This window comes from Pseudarthrobacter cellobiosi (genome assembly GCF_023913755.1).
In the GTDB taxonomy this organism is placed as follows: Bacteria; Actinomycetota; Actinomycetes; order Actinomycetales; family Micrococcaceae; genus Arthrobacter; species Arthrobacter cellobiosi.
On sequence record NZ_JAMXBJ010000047.1, the window covers coordinates 16,841 to 34,170 of the forward strand.

Sequence of the window (17,330 nt, forward strand, 5' to 3'; positions counted from 1 at the left end):
TCCATGACCTCCCCCCAGACCTCAGCACTGCCCACCGTCCCCTTCGCCCTCACCCGCGCCGGCGTCATCATGACGCCCGAGCCAGGCAACGACCTCGAAGCCGAGGGCGTCCTGAACCCCGCCAGCGGCCGCGGCCCCGACGGCGAGCTGTACCTGCTCCCGCGGCTGGTGGCCAGAGGGAACGTGTCCCGAGTGGGGCTTGCCAAGGTGATCATCAACGACGACGGCGTCCCCACCGGCGTGGAACGCGAGGGTGTGGTGCTGGCCCCGGATGAGGGCTGGGAACGCGGCATGAACAACGCCGGAACCGAGGATCCGCGCACCACCTGGGTGCCGGCCCTGGGCAAGCACCTCATGACCTACGTGGCGTACGGCCCGCTGGGCCCGCGGCTGGCGTTCGCCCACTCCGAGGACCTCAGGAACTGGGAGCGGCTGGGCCCGTGCTTCTTCGAGTATCAGGCTGATCTCTCCATGGACCTGAACCTGTTTCCCAACAAGGATGCGGTGTTCTTCCCGGAGCCGGTGAACGACCCCGACGGCGTGCCCTCCTACGCGATGCTGCACCGCCCCATGTGGGACCTGGGCTGGATCCGCCCCGGCGAAGGCGAGCACCTGCCCGCCGGCGTCACGGACAACCGCCCCGGCATCTGGATCTCCTACGTGGCCGTGGCCGACGTCGAGCGGGACCTCCGCAACCTGGTGCACATGGGCAAGCACCGGCTGGTGGCCCTCAGCGAGTTCCCCTTTGAGGAATTGAAGATCGGTGGCGGCCCGCCCCCCATCCGCGTGGACGAAGGCTGGCTCCTGATCCACCACGGCGTGGCCGGCAAGATGGCCGCCTCTGCCTTCGAGCAGCAGCAGAACGTCAACTACACCGCCGCGGCCATGATCCTGTCCGCGGATGACCCGTCCAGGGTCATCGCCCGCAGCGACAAGCCGTTGTTGGCGCCGGAAACCGAGGACGAGATTTCCGGGATCGTGCCGAACGTGGTGTTCCCTACCGCGATCGAAAAAATCGGCGACCAGCTGTTTGTGTTCTACGGGATGGCCGACTCCAAAATCGGTGTGGCCAAACTGGACCGGGTCTGACGGTGATGCTTTCACCGAAGGGCACGCGGCCGGTGGTGACGGCGGCGGCCGTTTCCCTGCTGGCTGTTTCGCTGCAGGCAGGTGCCATCACGGCGGCCCCTGCCGCGCCGCCGTCGTCTGCCAGCGCTGTCACCGCACCTGCGGCACCCGCGGCGCCTGTCCTGTCGCCCGCATTGGCTGACGGCGGCAGCCTGACCAACCTGGACCACCTGGACTTCCTGCTGGACACGGTTCCGCTGGCTCCGGTGGCCGGGCACACCACCTACCAGCTGGAGCAGGACCCGGAGGCCGAAGCGCCGTGGACCTACGCCGACAAGAACGACGACGGCAGCTACACCAGGGTGGGCGGCGGCGACCTGGACCCGGCCACGGGTGACTGGACCCAGGGTGCCTACAACGCTGACGATATTGCCCGCGCCGCCGTGGTGTACCTGCGGCACTGGAAGCAGACGGGGGACCTGGCGAGCAAGGAGCACGCCTTCCAGAACCTTCGTACGCTCACCTACCTGCAAACGGTGGACGGCCCGAACGCCGGCAACGTCATCCTCTGGCAGCAGGCGGACGGCAGCCTGAACCCCAGCGCCATTCCCGTGGAACTGCCGGATCCGTCCGACTCCGCGGAATCCTACTGGCTGGCCCGCACGGTCTGGGCCCTGGGCGAAGGCTTCGCAGGGCTTGCCGAGTCCGATCCGGAGTTCGCCGCGTTCCTGCAGGACCGGCTGCACCTCTCCCTGGGCGCACTGAACCGCCAGTCCCTCGCCAAGTACGGCACGTTCGACACCGCCGACGGCGTCCAGGTCCCGGCCTGGCTCATCGCCGGCGGCGCGGATGCCTCCGCCGAGGCCGTGCTGGGCCTGGCCGCCTATGTGCAGACCGTTCCGTCCGATGCCGTGGCCGCCACGGCGCTTTCCCAGCTGAGCGAGGGCGTGGCCGCGATGTCTTCCGGCTCGGCCACACAATGGCCGTTCGGCGCCATCATGCCGTGGAACAAGTCCCAAAGCCTCTGGCATGCGTGGGGCGGCATGGCTCCGGCCGCTGTTGCCACCGCATCCACTGTCCTGGACCGGCCCGACCTGTTGACGGCAGCCGTGAAGGACACCGCGCAGTTCACCCCGCAGCTGCTCGCAGCGGGTGGCCCGGACAACGCGTGGAGCCCCGCTCCCGGCGAGGCGCAGATCGCGTACGGCGTGGACTCGCGCGTCCAAAGCCTGGTGGCGACGGCGGAAGCCGCCGATGCCCCGGGCCTCCTGGACGTGGCCGCCATCGCCGCGGGCTGGTTCTTCGGCGCCAACCCCAACGGCGCTCCCGCCTACAACCCGGCCACCGGCACGGCCATCGACGGGATAGAAACGGACGGCCGGATCAACCCCAACTCCGGCGCCGAATCCACCATCCACGCCCTGCTCACCATGCTGGCCCTCGACGCCGACCCGGACCTCCGGGCCAAAGCCTTGGGGATCAGCGTGACCGAGGGGACCAACGGACTCAGCGTGGTGGAAGCCGAGGCCGGCACCATCACAGGCAGCGGCACCGTGGTGCGGCCGCCGTCGTCCTGGACCGGCGAAGCGAATATCTCCGGCGGGGCATATGTCGACCTGAACTCCGGCGGCAGTCTTTCCATCCCGCTGCCGGCAGCGGACCAGCCCAGCAATGTCTTCCCCATCGTGAACCAGGCAATTGCGCCCTCGGGCACCACCACCTGGACCTCGGCCAAGGGCCTGCTCGGCACCACGGCCAACGGCGGGGCAGGGGCGCAGGGCATCACCGATGCCCCCGGCATCCTCATCCCGTTCACCCTGCGGCGCGCCCTCGCTGCCGGCCTGACCTCGGTCACCGCCAGCACCGACGGCCAGGCGGCACTGGACGCACTCCTGATCCAGCCGCGGATCTCCACTGTCAGGGTCTCCGGGTCCGGCGGCGACTCCACGCTGTACGTCAGTGCGGCCAAGTCCGCTACCGTGCAGCAGGTGAGCGTGCCGGAAGGGTTTGTGCTGGTCCAGCGCCAGTACGACTCCGCCGGCCAGCCGGTCAAGGGCCCCAGGAACAATGCCGGCACCACGTCCGGACGCGTCACGGTGGCCCCGGGCGGCTTCACGCTGGTGACGCTGACCGCCGGCTGAGCGCCGGCTGAGCGCCGGACGGACCGGCTGACCGGCGTCACGCCCGGCACGGTTTTTGGCAGGCACGACGGCGGGTTCCCCGGAATCACGCGGGCGGAACCGCCGTCGTGGTCCAAAAGGATGCGCCGCGTGACGGCCGGACCGTCACCCGCGTCCGCGACTTTTACACAGCCGCAATCCGGGGGACTTTCGGGGGAAACCACACGGGCGGAGAATGACAATTGCCCCCTCTGGAATTCCGCATGGACTTCCGGGGAGGGGCACCACCCGGAAGTCCGCCAGATAATCCAGCGGCTGCCTTTCCGGGCCGGGTTCTGTTCTAAGGGGTTACACATGCCTACTCCGTTGAACCAGAGCGTGGCGGATTCCGCCCTGCTGACCAGATCGCTGCCGCTGGGCGTGCTGCGGACGTTCATCCAGTCGGACCTGGCGGACGAAGGTTTCACGCCCACCCTCCTGGCCGAACTGAAGGTCCTCGCCCGCGTCCCAGGGCTGCTGGTGGCCTGCAACTACGGCGGAACACTGTGCGACGCGGAGGGAATCTCCACGGAGACCCTTCCCCTGGGGAGCGCTGCGATCGCGCTTCGCGCCCTGGCCGCCCTGCCCAACACCCATGCCGCGGTCATCTCGGGGCGCTCGCTGCGTGACCTCGCCGCAGTGTCACGGCTGCCCGCGGAGGTGCATCTCATCGGCTCGCACGGCGCGGAGTCGGACATGGCCTTCGCCCACATCCAGGACCTCGCCACCGAAGCCACTCTCCACAAGGTAGGCACCGCGCTTTCAGAGGCCGTGGGTTTCCAGGAGGGCATCTGGATCGAGCGGAAGCCAGTGGCCGTGTCCGTGCATACCCGGCCCGCCTCGCCGGAGGTGGTGCAGGTGGTGACGGAAACGGCGCGGGAGATCGCCAAGGCACATGGGCTGTTCTTCATCGTGGACGGTTCGGTCCTGGACCTCTCGGTATTGGAACCGGCCAAGGCCGACGCGTTGGAAAACCTCCGGTCCCGGCTGGGCGCCAGTGCCGCGTTGTATGCCGGGGACGCCTACAGCGACGAACTGGCCATCGCCACGCTCCGCGGTCCGGACCTGGGGTTGCGCGTGGGGCCGGGGGAGACCCGTGCTTCGCACCGGCTGCGGGACCCGGAATCCTTCGCCCGCGTGCTGGCCCTCCTGTTTGAGCTGCGGCGGGCCTGGCTTTTCGGCGAGGACGCAGTAGGGCTCGAGCGGCACACGATGATCGGCAACGGATCCTCCACCGCGTTGGTCACTCCGGATGCCAAGGTCTGCTGGATGAGCCACCCGCTCCCGGATTCAGGGTCGCTGTTCGCCCACATCCTGGGCGGGGACGCCGCCGGGCACTTCTCCGTTGAGCCACTCAAGTCCTCGCAGGTTCTGGGCCAGCGCTACGTGGACAGCACCATGATCGTGGAGACGCGCTGGGCGGACGTGACCGTCACGGACTACCTGGAGCCGGCACCGGAAGGCATCACCAGCCTGGTCCGGGTACTCTCCGGCACCGGCGGCGCCAAGATCGTCTTCGCACCCAGGCCGGACTACGCCAACGCGCCGTTCAGCATGGAGGCCCGCGGCGATGAACTCCATGTGGTGGGAACCTCCGATCCCATTTTCCTTTTTGCCCCGGGCGTCAGTTTCACCATCACCTCGGACGGCCTCCACGCCACGGCCACCGCTTCGGTCAACCTCCAGGACGGACCGGTGGTCCTCAACCTGCGCTGCGGCGACACCGAGCCCGCGTTGGCGGACCCCGGTGGGGAGACGGACCGGCGGGCGGGGGTGGCGCTCCACGCCCGGCTCTGGGTGCAGGAACTGGAGCTGCCCTCGGTGAAGCCATCGCTGGTCCGCCGCTCAGCGCTGGTCCTCCGGGCCCTCGTGCACGAGCCCACGGGTGCCGTGCTGGCCGCGCCCACCACGTCCCTGCCCGAAGGAATCGGCGGCACACGGAACTGGGACTACCGGTACTGCTGGCTGCGGGACGGGTCCATGACGGTGAACGCGCTGGTGGACCTGGGCTCCACGGCGGAGGCGGCCGGGTTCCTCAGCTGGCTGGGCCGGATCCTTGAACATGCTCCGGGGCCGGAATGGCTGCATCCCCTGTACTCGGTGACGGGGGCACCGCTGTCCACGGAGGCCGTCATCGACAGCCTGCCCGGGTATGCGGGGTCCCGGCCGGTCCGGATCGGCAACGCCGCGGACCACCAGGTCCAGCTGGATGTCTTCGGGCCGGTGGCTGAACTGATCCACGGCGTCAGCTCACGGAATGGTGCCCTCGAGGATGAGCACTGGGACCTGCTGGTGCAGATGGCGGCCGCCGTCCTGGCCCGGTGGCACGAGCCGGACCACGGCATCTGGGAAGCCCGGCGCCCGCCGCGGCACCACGTCTACACCAAGGTGATGTGCTGGGTGACGCTGGACCGCGCCCTCCGGACCGCCGCCCGGCACGGCAGGGCGCCGGACCCGTCGTGGGAACCCACGGCCCGGACCATCCGGGAGGAAGTCCTGCGCGAAGGCTGGGATGACTCGGCCGCGTCCTATACGGTGGCCTACGACAGCCCGGACCTGGATGCAGCCGTCCTGCACATCGGGCTCTCCGGCCTGCTGGATGTCACGGACCAGCGGTTCCTGGACACCGTCACCGCCGTGGAAAGGGAACTGCGGGTGGGTCCCACCGTGTTCCGGTACAGGTACGACGACGGCCTGCCGGGTTTGGAGGGCGGCTTCCACATCTGCACCACCTGGCTGATTGAGGCGTACGTTGCGGTGGGCAGGATCGAGGAGGCCTGGGACCTGTTCGACCAGCTGGTGAACCTCTTCGGCCCCACCGGCCTGCTGCCCGAAGAATACGATCCCAGCACGGAGACACACCTGGGGAACCACCCGCAGGCCTACTCGCACCTGGGGTTCATCCGCTGTGCCAGGATCCTGGACCGGCACAAGCCAGAGGCCAAAAGGCCGTAGCCTGTAGGGTCCCGCCCGCGTCACCACGCCGGTTTGTCACGCACGGCACGTATTTGGGAAGCACGACGGCGGCCTGCCGCGGAACTTCGCGCTGGGCGCCGCCGTCGTGGGATTAAAGCCTGCCTGGCGTGACGCGGGAACCTACCGGAGGGCGCAAGCCGCTGGTCAGTTCAGCAGCCAAATCAGTTCAGCAGCAGGGTCAGCAGCCAAATCAGTTCAGCAGCAGGGCGACGCCGATCATGGCGGGCACCGCCACCACCGTGGTGATCAGGACGGTGTCCTTGGCCACGGTGAGGCCGGTCTGGTAGCGGCTGGCGGCTACAAAGACGTTCTGCGCGGTGGGGAGGGACGCCACGACGACGGCCGCGAACAGGGCCGGGCCGTCGAGCCCTACGGCAAAGCGGGCAAAAACATAGGCGATGGCCGGCTGGACCACAAGTTTGAAGGCGCTGGCCAGGAGGGTGTCCACGCGCCTGCCGGCGGCGGCCTGCAATGGCCGGCTGCCGTTCAGGCTCATGCCGAACGCGATCAGCATGGCCGGAATCGCGGCACCGCCAATGAGGTGGATCGGCTCCAGGAGCAGCGGCGGAACCTGCCAGCCCGTCCCCGCCACCAGCAGGCCCAGGCCGGAGCCAACAATCATCGGGTTCCGCAGGATCATAAGAATGAATCCCCAGGGCGTGGTGCGGTGTGAGCTTGTACTGGCGTCCAGAATCATCAGGAAAATCGGTGTGAAGAACGCCAGCTGGAAGATCAGCAGCGGCGCCACGTAACTGGCGTCGCCCAGGACGTAGACGGCGATGGGGATGCCAAGGTTCGCGGAGTTGGCCAAGGAAGCAGCCATCGAGGACATCAGTGCTTCCGGCAATTCGCGCTTCAGAACGAACTTCACGATGCTGAAGGAGACAAGGGCGGTGCAGACGGCGGACACCGCCGTGACCAGCAACGGTTCCGCGAAGACTTCCCGCAGCTGCGCCTTGCTGAGGGTCTCGAAGAGCAGGGCAGGGCTGGCCACAAAGAAGGTCAGGCCACTGAGGACCTGGCGGGCGTTGTCGCCCAGGATCCGTTGGCGGCCCACAAACCAGCCCACCATGATGATGAACCACACAACAAAGAAGCCCTGCAGCACACCTACCAAGAAGAGCCTCCGAGGCTGCGGCGGCGGTGTCTGCCCGGGCTCACGCTCCGGCTACAGGGCGGCGTTGTTAAGGGCGAACGGCGGGCGCATCAGGCCCGGCGTGAGGCCCTCGGCGGGATCGTTTCCGATCCGGACAATCTTGTTGTCCTTATCCACATGGATAACCTTCGGGTTGTAGGCCTTGGCCTCTTCCGTGGTCATCTGGGCATAGGTGATCAGGATGACAACGTCGTTCTCGTGCATCAGGTGCGCGGCTGCCCCGTTGATGCCAATGACACCGGAGCCGCGCTCGCCGGCGATGGTGTAGGTCTCCAGGCGCGCACCGTTGGTCACGTCCACGATGGCCACGAGCTCGCCGGGAAGGATGTCTGCAGCATCCAGGAGGTCCAGGTCAACAGTGACCGATCCTACGTAGTGCAGGTCGGCGTGAGTGACGGTGGCCCGGTGGATTTTGGACTTGAACATTGTGCGATTCATAACCCGCCTAGTCTAGCGTCGGCACCCGGATCGCGCTGTGACGCACTGAACATGGCGGCGGAGACTGTTTCCCCGACTGCCCGGCAAGTGGCCGGGCGATCCGGCACCTAACTGGATGCGCCGCCGTCGTCCGTCCTTGCTACTGAGGTGGCGGTGGCTGCCAGCGTCTCGCGGGCGGCGAGGATGGCCGGCCGCTGCGCGCTGGAGCGGCGCACCGATGTGAACACGGTGCGGTGCGGATTGCCCGGCAGGTCCAGCAACAGGGCGGTGGTACCGCGGCCGGTCCAGACGAGGTCCGGCATCAGCGCCACTGCATTTCCGGACTCGATCAGCCTGATCTGCGCCTGGAGGTCGGCTGTTTCGAAGCGCACATCGGGTTCGAACCCGGCACTCCGGCAGGCCTGCTCTGCCCAGTGCCGGGAGGCCGCGCCGCGGGGCTCCATAACCCAGGGCAGCGCGGCAGTATCCTCCAGCGACGTGATGGGCGGCCGGCCGGGAGCGGCCGGCGGAACGGCCAGCCGGATCGCGTCAGTGGTCAGCTTGATGCGGTCCAGCTCCGGGTACCGCGGGGCGGCGTGGCCCGGATACTGTTCGGCGATGACCAGGTCAAAATCGCGCGCCCACGTCTCATGAAGTGCCGTTTCGGGTTCGCGCTGGATCATTTCGATCCGGACCTCAGGGTACTCCGCCGTCATCCGCGAGAGCGTGTCCGGCATCAGCGCCAGGGCCGCGGACTGGAACACCGCAATCCGGACGGTTCCCGTGACAGTGGTAAGCGACGCCGCCAGGTCTGCTTCCGCCTGCTCCATGGTTTCGAGCAGCTGGGCGGTGTGGGCCACCAGGACTTCGGCCTGGGGCGTCAGCTGTACTCGCCGCCCCGTCTTCCGGAGCAGCTCCACGCCCACTTCCTTTTCCAGCAGGGCAAGCTGCTGGGAGACCGACGACGGGCTGTACTGCAGTGCCTCCGCCACCTCCGCCAGGGTGCCCCGGATCTTCAATTCGCGGAGCAGCCTGAGGCGCCGGACATCGAGCATGACCACATTCCTTGACGAATCTAATGAATACTAATTAGAAGTAGTCACTTTATCTAATGCAAGTGCGCTTGCATACTGATGAGGATGAGTTACCCCCGTCACAGTCCGTTCACAGGGCGCCGCGACGGGGTCGCACCCCAAGCAGGAGTTCCTGATGAGCACTAAAGACATGACCCAATCGATCATGAGGCGCAAGCCCATCGACGACATTGAAGTGGAGAACAAGCACAGCGGGCTTTTCAAGTCCCTCGGCCTCTGGCAGCTCACCGCCATCGGTGTCGGCGGCATTATCGGCGTCGGCATCTTCTCCCTGGCAGGGCTGGTGGCGGCAGGCAGCGAAGATGCACCGGGCGTGGGGCCCGCGGTGCTCTTCTCCTTCCTGATCGCCGGCCTGGCATCGGCGGCGGCAGCACTGTCCTACGCAGAGTTCGCCGGCATGATCCCCAGGGCTGGCTCCGCCTACACCTACGGCTACGTTGCTCTGGGTGAGGTGATTGGATGGTTCATCGGCTGGGACCTGCTGCTGGAGTACATCGCCATTGTTGCCGTGGTGGCCATCGGTATCTCGGGCTACTTCGACGCCTTCCTGTCCGGAATCGGCATCCATATGCCTATCTGGATGACGTCAACGCCGGATGAGGGCAAGGGCGGCATTGTGAACCTTCCCGCCATCCTGGTCTGTCTTCTGGTGACCTGGATCCTCTCCCGCGGGACGAAAGCATTCGGCCGGTTCGAACTGGTGGCCGTTGCCGTCAAGGTTGTCCTGATCCTGTTCATTATCGGCCTCGGTGTTTTCTACATCGACACCAACAACTACAACCCGTTTATGCCCAGCGGCTTTGGGCCGGTCCTGGCCGGTTCCGCCACCGTCTTCTTCGCGGTGTTCGGGTACGACGCCATGAGTACCGCGGCGGAAGAGGCAACCGACGGCAAGAAGCACATGCCGAAGGCCATCATCCTGTCGCTGATCATTGCCATGCTGCTCTACGTCGCGGCCACCCTCGTCCTGACCGGCATGCAGAACTACCAGGACATCGATCCCAAGGCCGGATTTGCTTCCGCCTTCACCAGTGTGGGCCTGCCCGTCATCGCCACCATCATTTCTGTTTTCGCCGTCCTCTCCATCCTCACGGTGATGCTGACCTTCCTCCTGGGCGTCACGCGTGTCTGGTTCTCCATGAGCCGCGATGGCCTGCTGCCAGGCTGGTTCGCCAAGACGGACCGGCACGGAACCCCGCAGCGCGTTACCTGGATTGCCGGCGTCGCCTCCGCCCTGCTGGCCGGCGTGTTCCCCATCAAGGCCGTCGCGGACCTCACGAACATTGGCATCCTGGCCGCGTTCGTCGTCGTCTGCTTCGCCGTGATCGTGTTCCGCTACAAGAAGCCGGACGCCCCGCGCACCTTCCGCCTGCCGCTGATGCCCGTTATTCCGGCCTTCGGTGTGCTGGCGTCCGCCTTCCTCATGTTCCAGCTGCACTGGGAGACCTGGGCGCGGTTCGGTGTCTGGCTCGTCATCGGCCTGGCCATCTACTTCTTCTACGGCCGCAAGCACTCCCTGATGAACCCGGACAGCCCGCGCCACGAGGAAGCCGTGGAGATGCACCGCCCCCTCAGCTGACCCCCGGCCTCCCGGGCGTCCACCCGCCCCACCCCGGACGCTCTCTCACTTCCTGCAGGTTTTTACCAAACGCTCTCTCACTTTCGGGGCGCGAATGACGAACCCTCTCTCACATCCTGTGGGGGAGGGTTCGTCCGTTACTGGACGTTTTTCATTGAGTGCGAGAGCGTGCCCAAGAACTGCAGGAATTGAGAGAGGGTCGTGGAAAAGTGCGCAGGAAGTGAGAGAGGGTTGCGCAAAAACAGGGGATTTCCTGACCGTTCGGACGGGATTTTGAACCGTTGGTTTTCCTAACCTGTATCGCTTAGAAAACATCGCTTTATCTTATGTGACTGCAAGCTCATACTGATGGATAAGACCCCTTCCACACCAAGGAAAGAACGAGCAAACCATGACTCACACTGCAACGGAAGCCACCGGACAGACAGACGTCCCGCAGGCCCGTGCCCTCGCGGCGGACACCATCACCTTGGTGCGCCGCTGGCTGACCGAGGCTTCGAAAGTTCCTGTTGATGCCTCGGCCGAGCAGCTCGCCGGTGTGCTGAAGGACCCGAACGGCCTGGACTTCACCGTTGGCTTTGTGGACGGCGTGGTTCGTCCCGAAGACCTGCACGTCGCTGCCCGCAACCTGACTGCCCTCGCGCCAAAGGTCCCGGCGTTCCTGCCCTGGTACATGCGCAGCGCCATCCGGCTCGGCGGCACCATGGCCCCGGTCCTGCCCCAGGTGGTCATCCCGATCGCCCGCCGCGTGCTCCGCGAAATGGTGGGCCACCTGATCGTCGACGCCACCGACGCCAAGCTGGGCCCGGCCATCGCCAAGATCCGCAAGGACGGCATCAAGCTCAACGTGAACCTCCTCGGCGAGGCCGTCCTGGGCGAGCACGAGGCATCCCGGCGGCTCGCGGGAACCCACACACTCCTGGCCCGCCCGGACGTGGACTACGTCTCCATCAAGGTTTCCTCCACCGTGGCCCCGCATTCCGCCTGGGCGTTCGACGAGGCCGTGGAGCACGTCGTCGAGAAGCTCACGCCGCTGTTCACCAAAGCCGCGTCCTTCGCCGGTGAGGGGAAGAACGCCAAGTTCATCAACCTGGACATGGAGGAATACAAGGACCTGGACATGACCATCGCGGTCTTCACCCGGATCCTGGACAAGCCCGAGTTCAAGAACCTGGAGGCCGGCATCGTGCTGCAGGCCTACCTGCCCGACGCCCTTTCCGCCATGATCCGCCTGCAGGACTGGGCCGCCGAACGCCGCGCCAACGGCGGCGCCGCGATCAAGGTCCGCGTGGTCAAGGGCGCCAACTTGCCCATGGAACAGGTGGAATCCTCGCTGCATGACTGGCCGCTGGCCACCTGGCACACCAAGCAGGACTCGGACACCAACTACAAGCGCGTCATCAACTACTCGCTGCACCCAGACCGGATCAACAACGTCCGGATCGGCGTGGCCGGCCACAACCTCTTCGACATCGCCTTCGCCTGGCTGCTCGCGAAGCAGCGCGGCGTGGAGTCCGGCATCGAATTCGAGATGCTGCTGGGCATGGCGCAGGGCCAGGCCGAAGCGGTCAAGAAGGACGTCGGCTCGCTCCTGCTCTACACGCCGGTGGTGCACCCGGCCGAGTTCGACGTCGCCATCGCCTACCTGATCCGCCGCCTCGAAGAGGGCGCCAGCCAGGACAACTTCATGTCCGCCGTGTTTGAGCTCAGTGAAAACGAAGTGCTGTTCGAGCGCGAGAAGCAGCGCTTCCTCGCCTCCCTGGACACGCTCGACGACGAGGTCCCCCCGGCCAACCGGCAGCAGAACCGCAGCCTCCCGCCGCAGCCCCTGCCGCGTGACACGTTCGCGAACACCCCGGACACCGACCCGTCGCTGCCCGCCAACCGCAACTGGGGCCGGGCCATCCTGGACCGCGTCCCGTCCTCCACTCTGGGCAACGCCGCCGTCGGGGCCGCAACCATCAGTGACGCGGACACCCTGAACGCCGTCATCGCCACCGCCGTCGAGAAGGGCAAGGCCTGGGGCGCCCTGACCGGCGACGAGCGCGCCGAGATCCTGCACCGCGCCGGCGACGTCCTCGAAGCCCGCCGCGCCGACCTCCTGGAGGTCATGGCCAGCGAAACCGGCAAAACCATCGACCAGGGCGATCCGGAGGTCAGCGAAGCGGTGGACTTCGCGCACTACTATGCCGAGTCTGCCCGGAAGCTGGAAAAGGTCGACGGCGCCACGTTCGTCCCGGCCAAACTCACCGTGGTGACCCCGCCGTGGAACTTCCCGGTGGCCATCCCGGCAGGGTCCACCCTCGCGGCACTCGCCGCCGGCTCCGCCGTCGTGATCAAACCCGCCAAGCAGGCCCGCCGCAGCGGTGCCGTGATGATCGAAGCGCTCTGGGAAGCCGGCGTGCCGCGCGACGTGCTGACCATGGTCCAGCTCGGCGAGCGTGAACTCGGCCAGCAGCTGATCTCCCACCCCGCCGTGGACCGCGTGATCCTGACGGGCGGCTACGAGACCGCCGAACTCTTCCGCTCCTTCCGGAAGGACCTGCCGCTGCTGGCCGAGACGAGCGGTAAAAACGCCATCATCGTCACCCCGAGTGCGGACCTGGACCTGGCCGCCAAGGACGTGGCGTACTCCGCGTTCGGCCACGCCGGCCAGAAGTGCTCCGCCGCGTCCCTGGTGATTCTGGTGGGATCGGTGGCCAAATCGAAGCGTTTCCACAACCAGCTGGTCGACGCCGTGACCTCGCTGAAGGTGGGTTACCCGCAGGACCCCACCAGCCAGATGGGCCCCATTATCGAGCCCGCCAACGGCAAGCTCCTGAACGCCCTCACCACCCTGGGCGAAGGCGAAACCTGGGCTGTGGAACCGAAGAAGCTCGACGAAACCGGCCGCCTGTGGAGCCCCGGCGTGCGCTACGGCGTCCGCCGCGGATCATACTTCCACCTCACCGAATTCTTCGGACCGGTCCTCGGCGTCATGGCCGCTGACACGCTCGAAGAGGCCATCGCCATCCAGAACCAGATCGAGTACGGACTCACCGCCGGCCTGCACTCCCTGAACCCGGACGAGCTCGGCACCTGGCTGGACTCCATCCAGGCCGGCAACCTGTACGTGAACCGCGGCATCACCGGCGCCATCGTGCAGCGCCAGCCCTTCGGCGGCTGGAAGAAATCCGCCGTCGGCGCCGGAACCAAGGCCGGCGGACCCAACTACCTCGCCGGTCTCGGCGACTGGGTCAGTGCCGAAGCGTCAGCCTCGGCCGCCGTCACAAACGCGGGCGTGGGCCGCATTCTGAACGCCGCCGCAGAGGCCCTGGATCCGATCGGGCTTGAGTGGCTGCAGCGCTCGCTGGGGTCTGACGCACAGGCCTGGGCCCACGAGTTCGGCACCGCCAAGGACGTTTCCGGCCTGAGCGCGGAACGGAACATCTTCCGCTATCGCGCGCTGCCGGTCACCGTGCGGCTCTCCGAAGGTGCCCCGCTGGCCCACCTCGCGCGGACCGTGGCGGCCGGTGTCCTGGCCGGCTCGGCACTGACCGTGTCCACCGCCGTCGAACTTCCCGCCCAGCTGCGCGCCGTGCTCACCGGGCTGGACATCACGGTCACTGTGGAGTCCGACGCCGGCTGGCTGGCTTCGGCGGCACGCCTCGCCGCGGCGGGCAAACTGTCCGGCGCGCGGATCCGGCTCATCGGCGGCGACGCCACCGCCCTCGCCGAGGCCACGGACGGGCGTCCTGACCTGGCGATCTACGCCCACGCGGTCACCGAAGCCGGACGGGTAGAGCTGCTGCCGTTCTTGCACGAGCAGGCCATCAGCATCACGGCCCACCGCTTCGGCACCCCGAACCATCTCTCCGATGAGCTGATCTAGGGCGGACCGGAACCCAACAAAACGAAAGGCCCGGTGGCCGCCATCGGGGCGGGTGCCGGGCCTTCGCTATTGAATAGTTGAGTAGTTATCCGGTGGCTGCGCTCGGCGAGCCTGGAGACCGTAGGTAATCAGCCCAGATACCAGCCTGGGGGAGTCCACGATGCCGGAACATTGTGGGCGGAGAAATCTTCGCAACGGGTGCAGGTGTAGGCGACTTCGCCCAGTGTCCTGACCGCCCCGTCACGCCGGTAAACCGGTGGAATGTAGGACTCGAGATAGATGAATTCATCCGTGCCACATTTGTCGCACGTGGGCTTGCCGATGTACTCGGCGGCCCGCGAAATACCGGCGTTATGGCTGGAATGATGCGTGACCAGCGGCCGTGCAGTGCTATGTCGCTGGGTATATACAGTGTGTAAATGGGTGTTCTCGGCTGTCGTCATTGGCTGCCTATCCCGAGTGCGGCCGCATCATGGGCTGCATGGCGCACTCGTAGTGTTGAACCGGCCACTGCTTGACCCATGGATATACCAGCATAGGCGAGGCGGGCTTTTACTTCAATGGTTCGTTTCCAGCCCTGATTCCTGCGGCAAATTCGGTCAAACCGACTTCTTGAGCGTCCGCCCGACGATGGTCTGGGTCAGCGCATCGATCACTTCGGCGTTGGCCAGCGGGTTACGGATCAGGGTGAAATCCACATCGCCCACTGGAGGCAGGTCGAACCGGCGGGTGATGATCTTGAGGTCTTCGGGAACCAGCGATGTCGGCATCACAGCCACGCCGATGCCTGCCCTGAGTGCCGCCAGGACGCCACTGATCTGCCGGGTAGTGCACGTGATCCGCCAGGTCCGGCCGCTTGATTCCAGTGCATCGATGGCCAATTTCCGGCTGAGGCTGGGGGAGGGGTAGGAGATCAGGGGTACGGGATGCCCGGGCTCCAGTGACGTCTGCTCCAGCCCCACCCAGGAAAAGGTATCGTGCTGGACCACGGTGCCGTCTTTGACGCCCGCCACCCACTTCACAAACACCAGGTCCAGCTGGCCAGCATTGAGTTTCTTATACAGCTGGTCGCTCTGGCCAACGGTGAGCTCAAGGTTGATCTGTGGATAGACCTGGCGGAACTCCCGAAGGATCCGGGGGAGACCGGTGATGGCCAGGTCGTCCGCCGTGCCGAACCGCAGCCGGCCCCGCATGGCCGAGCCGGAAAAGTAGCGTGTGGCGGCATCGTGGGCCGAAAGGATGGTGCGGGCGAAGCCGGCCATCGCGTCACCGTTGTCCGTGAGCCGGACATCACGGGTGTCCCTGCTGATGAGGATGCGCTTCGCCGCCGTCTCCAGCTTGCGGACATGCTGGCTGACGGTCGGCTGTGCCAGGCCCAGGCGCTCCGCGGCCTTGGTGAAGCTGAGCGTCTCGGCCACGGCCAGGAAGGAACGGAGCTGGGTGGGTTCGTACACAGTGGACTCCTTTGGCTGCGGGCTGACTGTCCACCCACGTCAGCGTGGGTGGACATTACGCTTTGCAATGGCAGTTATAGTCGCGATAGGGCTGCATAATCATCTGGAACCAGCCTAGCGTGGGAAGCATCCCAGTCCGCCCGCTTCCCTGAGGACATCCCTGTGGCACCCCCACCGCCAACGTCGGCAACCGTCAGCCAGCCCGTCATCGACTCCGCCTCCGCGTCCGCTACCGCCGCCTCCGCCCAGACCCAACCCATCGCCGTCGTCAGTGAACACCTCCCCTGGCGGCACACGTTTATCTCCCTGAAAGTCCCCAATTTCCGCATCTTCGCGATCGGGCACTTTGTCGCCGTCGTCGCCCTCTGGATGCAGCGGATCGCCCAGGACTGGCTGGTGCTGGAACTGTCCGGTTCCGTCACCGCCGTGGGCATCACCGTGGCCCTGCAGTTCATGCCGTCGCTGCTGTTGGGGCCGTGGGGCGGCATGATGGCGGACCGGTTCGCCAAGCGCCGGATCCTCATCCTGTGCCAGAGCCTCGCCGCGGTCCTCGCGGCAGCGCTCGCCGTGCTTGCCCTGACCGGCGCCATCGAAGTGTGGCACGTGTACGTCATCGCGCTGCTGCTGGGCCTGGTCACCGTACTGGATCAGCCCGCGCGCCAGGTGTTCGTCAACGAACTGGTGGGCCCCAGGTACCTCCGGAACGCCATCAGCGTCAACTCCACCACGTTCCAGCTGGGCGGGCTGATCGGTCCGGCACTGGCGGGACTGCTGCTCACCGCTGTCGGCGCCGGCTGGGCCTTCGCCGCGAATGCGCTGGCCTGCTGCTCCACGGTGGCCATGCTGCTGCTCCTGCGCAAGGACCAGCTGTTCGTCAGCGCTCCCGCGCCCAAGAAGAAGGGCATGCTGCGCGAAGGACTGCAGTACGCGCTCAGCAAGCCCACCATCTACTGGCCATGGCTGATGGCCGGCTTCATCTCCGTGTTCGCCATGAGCCTGCCGGTCCTGCTTGCCGCGTTCGCGGACCACGTGTTCGACGTCGGCGCCGGCGGCTATGGCCTGCTGAACGCCCTGGTGGCATTGGGGGCGTTGGCCGGTGCTGTCGCGTCCACGCGGCGCCGCCAGCTGCGGCTCCGCTCGGTGGTGTTCTGCGCCGGAATGTACGGCCTGATGCTGTGCCTGGCCGCGCTGGCGCCGTCCATGCTCTGGTTCAGCGTGGTGATGGTCCTGTCCGGATTCTGGTGCCTGATGTTCCTCACCGGCTCCAACCAGCTCGTCCAGATCAGCTCCAACATGGGCATCCGGGGCCGGGTCATGAGCCTGTACATCATGGTGCTGATCGGTGGCCAGGCCATCGGCGGGCCCATGCTCGGCTGGATCGCCGAGCACGTGGACCCGCACGTGGCACTCATGGTGTCCGGAGGGGTGCCGTCGCTCGCCGCGGTGACTGTCGCCGTCGTCCTGGCCCGAAAAGGCGCGCTGGCGCTCAGGGTGGACCTCAAGGACCGCCGCCACCCAATGCGGATCGTCAGCCGAGTGGCCGCGGCGTAAAGGGC

General features: G+C 66.6%; 10 protein-coding genes. 6 read left to right on the top strand and 4 right to left on the bottom strand.

Annotated features, from left to right (window positions below; genetic code table 11):
• Positions 1-3: 3 nt before the first annotated feature.
• From NG696_RS13320 to NG696_RS13330, 3 genes are all read left to right on the top strand, one after another.
• A complete protein-coding gene (locus NG696_RS13320; protein WP_252568671.1) occupies positions 4-1,089 on the top strand; it encodes a glycoside hydrolase family 130 protein in 1,086 nt (361 codons plus the stop codon).
• Positions 1,090-1,094: 5 nt separating this feature from the next.
• Positions 1,095-3,209 carry a hypothetical protein gene (locus tag NG696_RS13325; RefSeq protein WP_252575960.1) on the top strand — a complete coding sequence of 705 codons (2,115 nt, stop codon included), beginning with the start codon at positions 1,095-1,097 and terminating at the stop codon, positions 3,207-3,209.
• Between the two features lie 333 nt (positions 3,210-3,542).
• A complete protein-coding gene (locus NG696_RS13330; protein WP_252568670.1) occupies positions 3,543-6,182 on the top strand; it encodes a trehalase-like domain-containing protein in 2,640 nt (879 codons plus the stop codon).
• Between the two features lie 211 nt (positions 6,183-6,393).
• On the opposite strand, the gene NG696_RS13335 is transcribed toward NG696_RS13330, so the two are convergent.
• The 3 genes from NG696_RS13335 to NG696_RS13345 form a co-directional block, all read right to left on the bottom strand.
• Positions 6,394-7,320, bottom strand: coding sequence for an AEC family transporter (locus NG696_RS13335; protein WP_252575761.1), 927 nt, complete (start codon positions 7,318-7,320; stop codon positions 6,394-6,396).
• A 51-nt stretch (positions 7,321-7,371) separates the two neighbouring features.
• Positions 7,372-7,797, bottom strand: a complete 426-nt coding sequence (panD, locus tag NG696_RS13340) for an aspartate 1-decarboxylase (protein WP_252568668.1) — start codon at positions 7,795-7,797, stop codon at positions 7,372-7,374.
• A gap of 107 nt (positions 7,798-7,904) precedes the next feature.
• The gene (locus NG696_RS13345; protein WP_252568667.1) at positions 7,905-8,831 is read right to left on the bottom strand and encodes a LysR substrate-binding domain-containing protein; all 927 of its coding nucleotides are present in this window, start codon (positions 8,829-8,831) and stop codon (positions 7,905-7,907) included.
• Between the two features lie 154 nt (positions 8,832-8,985).
• Here NG696_RS13345 and NG696_RS13350 point away from each other — a divergent pair, with 154 nt between their 5' ends.
• Together NG696_RS13350 and NG696_RS13355 are read left to right on the top strand one after the other, a co-directional pair.
• Positions 8,986-10,449 carry an amino acid permease gene (locus tag NG696_RS13350; RefSeq protein WP_252568666.1) on the top strand — a complete coding sequence of 488 codons (1,464 nt, stop codon included), beginning with the start codon at positions 8,986-8,988 and terminating at the stop codon, positions 10,447-10,449.
• 391 nt (positions 10,450-10,840) lie between these two features.
• Complete coding sequence (locus tag NG696_RS13355; protein ID WP_252568665.1) at positions 10,841-14,320, top strand: proline dehydrogenase family protein; 3,480 nt, start codon at positions 10,841-10,843, stop codon at positions 14,318-14,320.
• A 599-nt stretch (positions 14,321-14,919) separates the two neighbouring features.
• On the opposite strand, the gene NG696_RS13360 is transcribed toward NG696_RS13355, so the two are convergent.
• On the bottom strand, positions 14,920-15,774 hold the full coding sequence (locus NG696_RS13360; RefSeq protein ID WP_056341377.1) for a LysR family transcriptional regulator: 855 nt from the start codon (positions 15,772-15,774) through the stop codon (positions 14,920-14,922).
• 162 nt (positions 15,775-15,936) lie between these two features.
• On the opposite strand from NG696_RS13360, the gene NG696_RS13365 reads away from it, so the two are divergent.
• The gene (locus NG696_RS13365; RefSeq protein WP_252568664.1) at positions 15,937-17,325 is read left to right on the top strand and encodes an MFS transporter; all 1,389 of its coding nucleotides are present in this window, start codon (positions 15,937-15,939) and stop codon (positions 17,323-17,325) included.
• Positions 17,326-17,330: the final 5 nt, after the last annotated feature.

Coding starts and splice junctions, on each gene's coding strand:
- NG696_RS13350 (WP_252568666.1), top strand. CDS start 8,986: ATGAGCACTAAAGACATGACCCAATCGATCATGAGGCGCAAGCCCATC.
- NG696_RS13345 (WP_252568667.1), bottom strand. CDS start 8,831: ATGCTCGATGTCCGGCGCCTCAGGCTGCTCCGCGAATTGAAGATCCGG.
- NG696_RS13325 (WP_252575960.1), top strand. CDS start 1,095: ATGCTTTCACCGAAGGGCACGCGGCCGGTGGTGACGGCGGCGGCCGTT.
- panD (WP_252568668.1), bottom strand. CDS start 7,797: ATGAATCGCACAATGTTCAAGTCCAAAATCCACCGGGCCACCGTCACT.
- NG696_RS13320 (WP_252568671.1), top strand. CDS start 4: ATGACCTCCCCCCAGACCTCAGCACTGCCCACCGTCCCCTTCGCCCTC.
- NG696_RS13355 (WP_252568665.1), top strand. CDS start 10,841: ATGACTCACACTGCAACGGAAGCCACCGGACAGACAGACGTCCCGCAG.
- NG696_RS13330 (WP_252568670.1), top strand. CDS start 3,543: ATGCCTACTCCGTTGAACCAGAGCGTGGCGGATTCCGCCCTGCTGACC.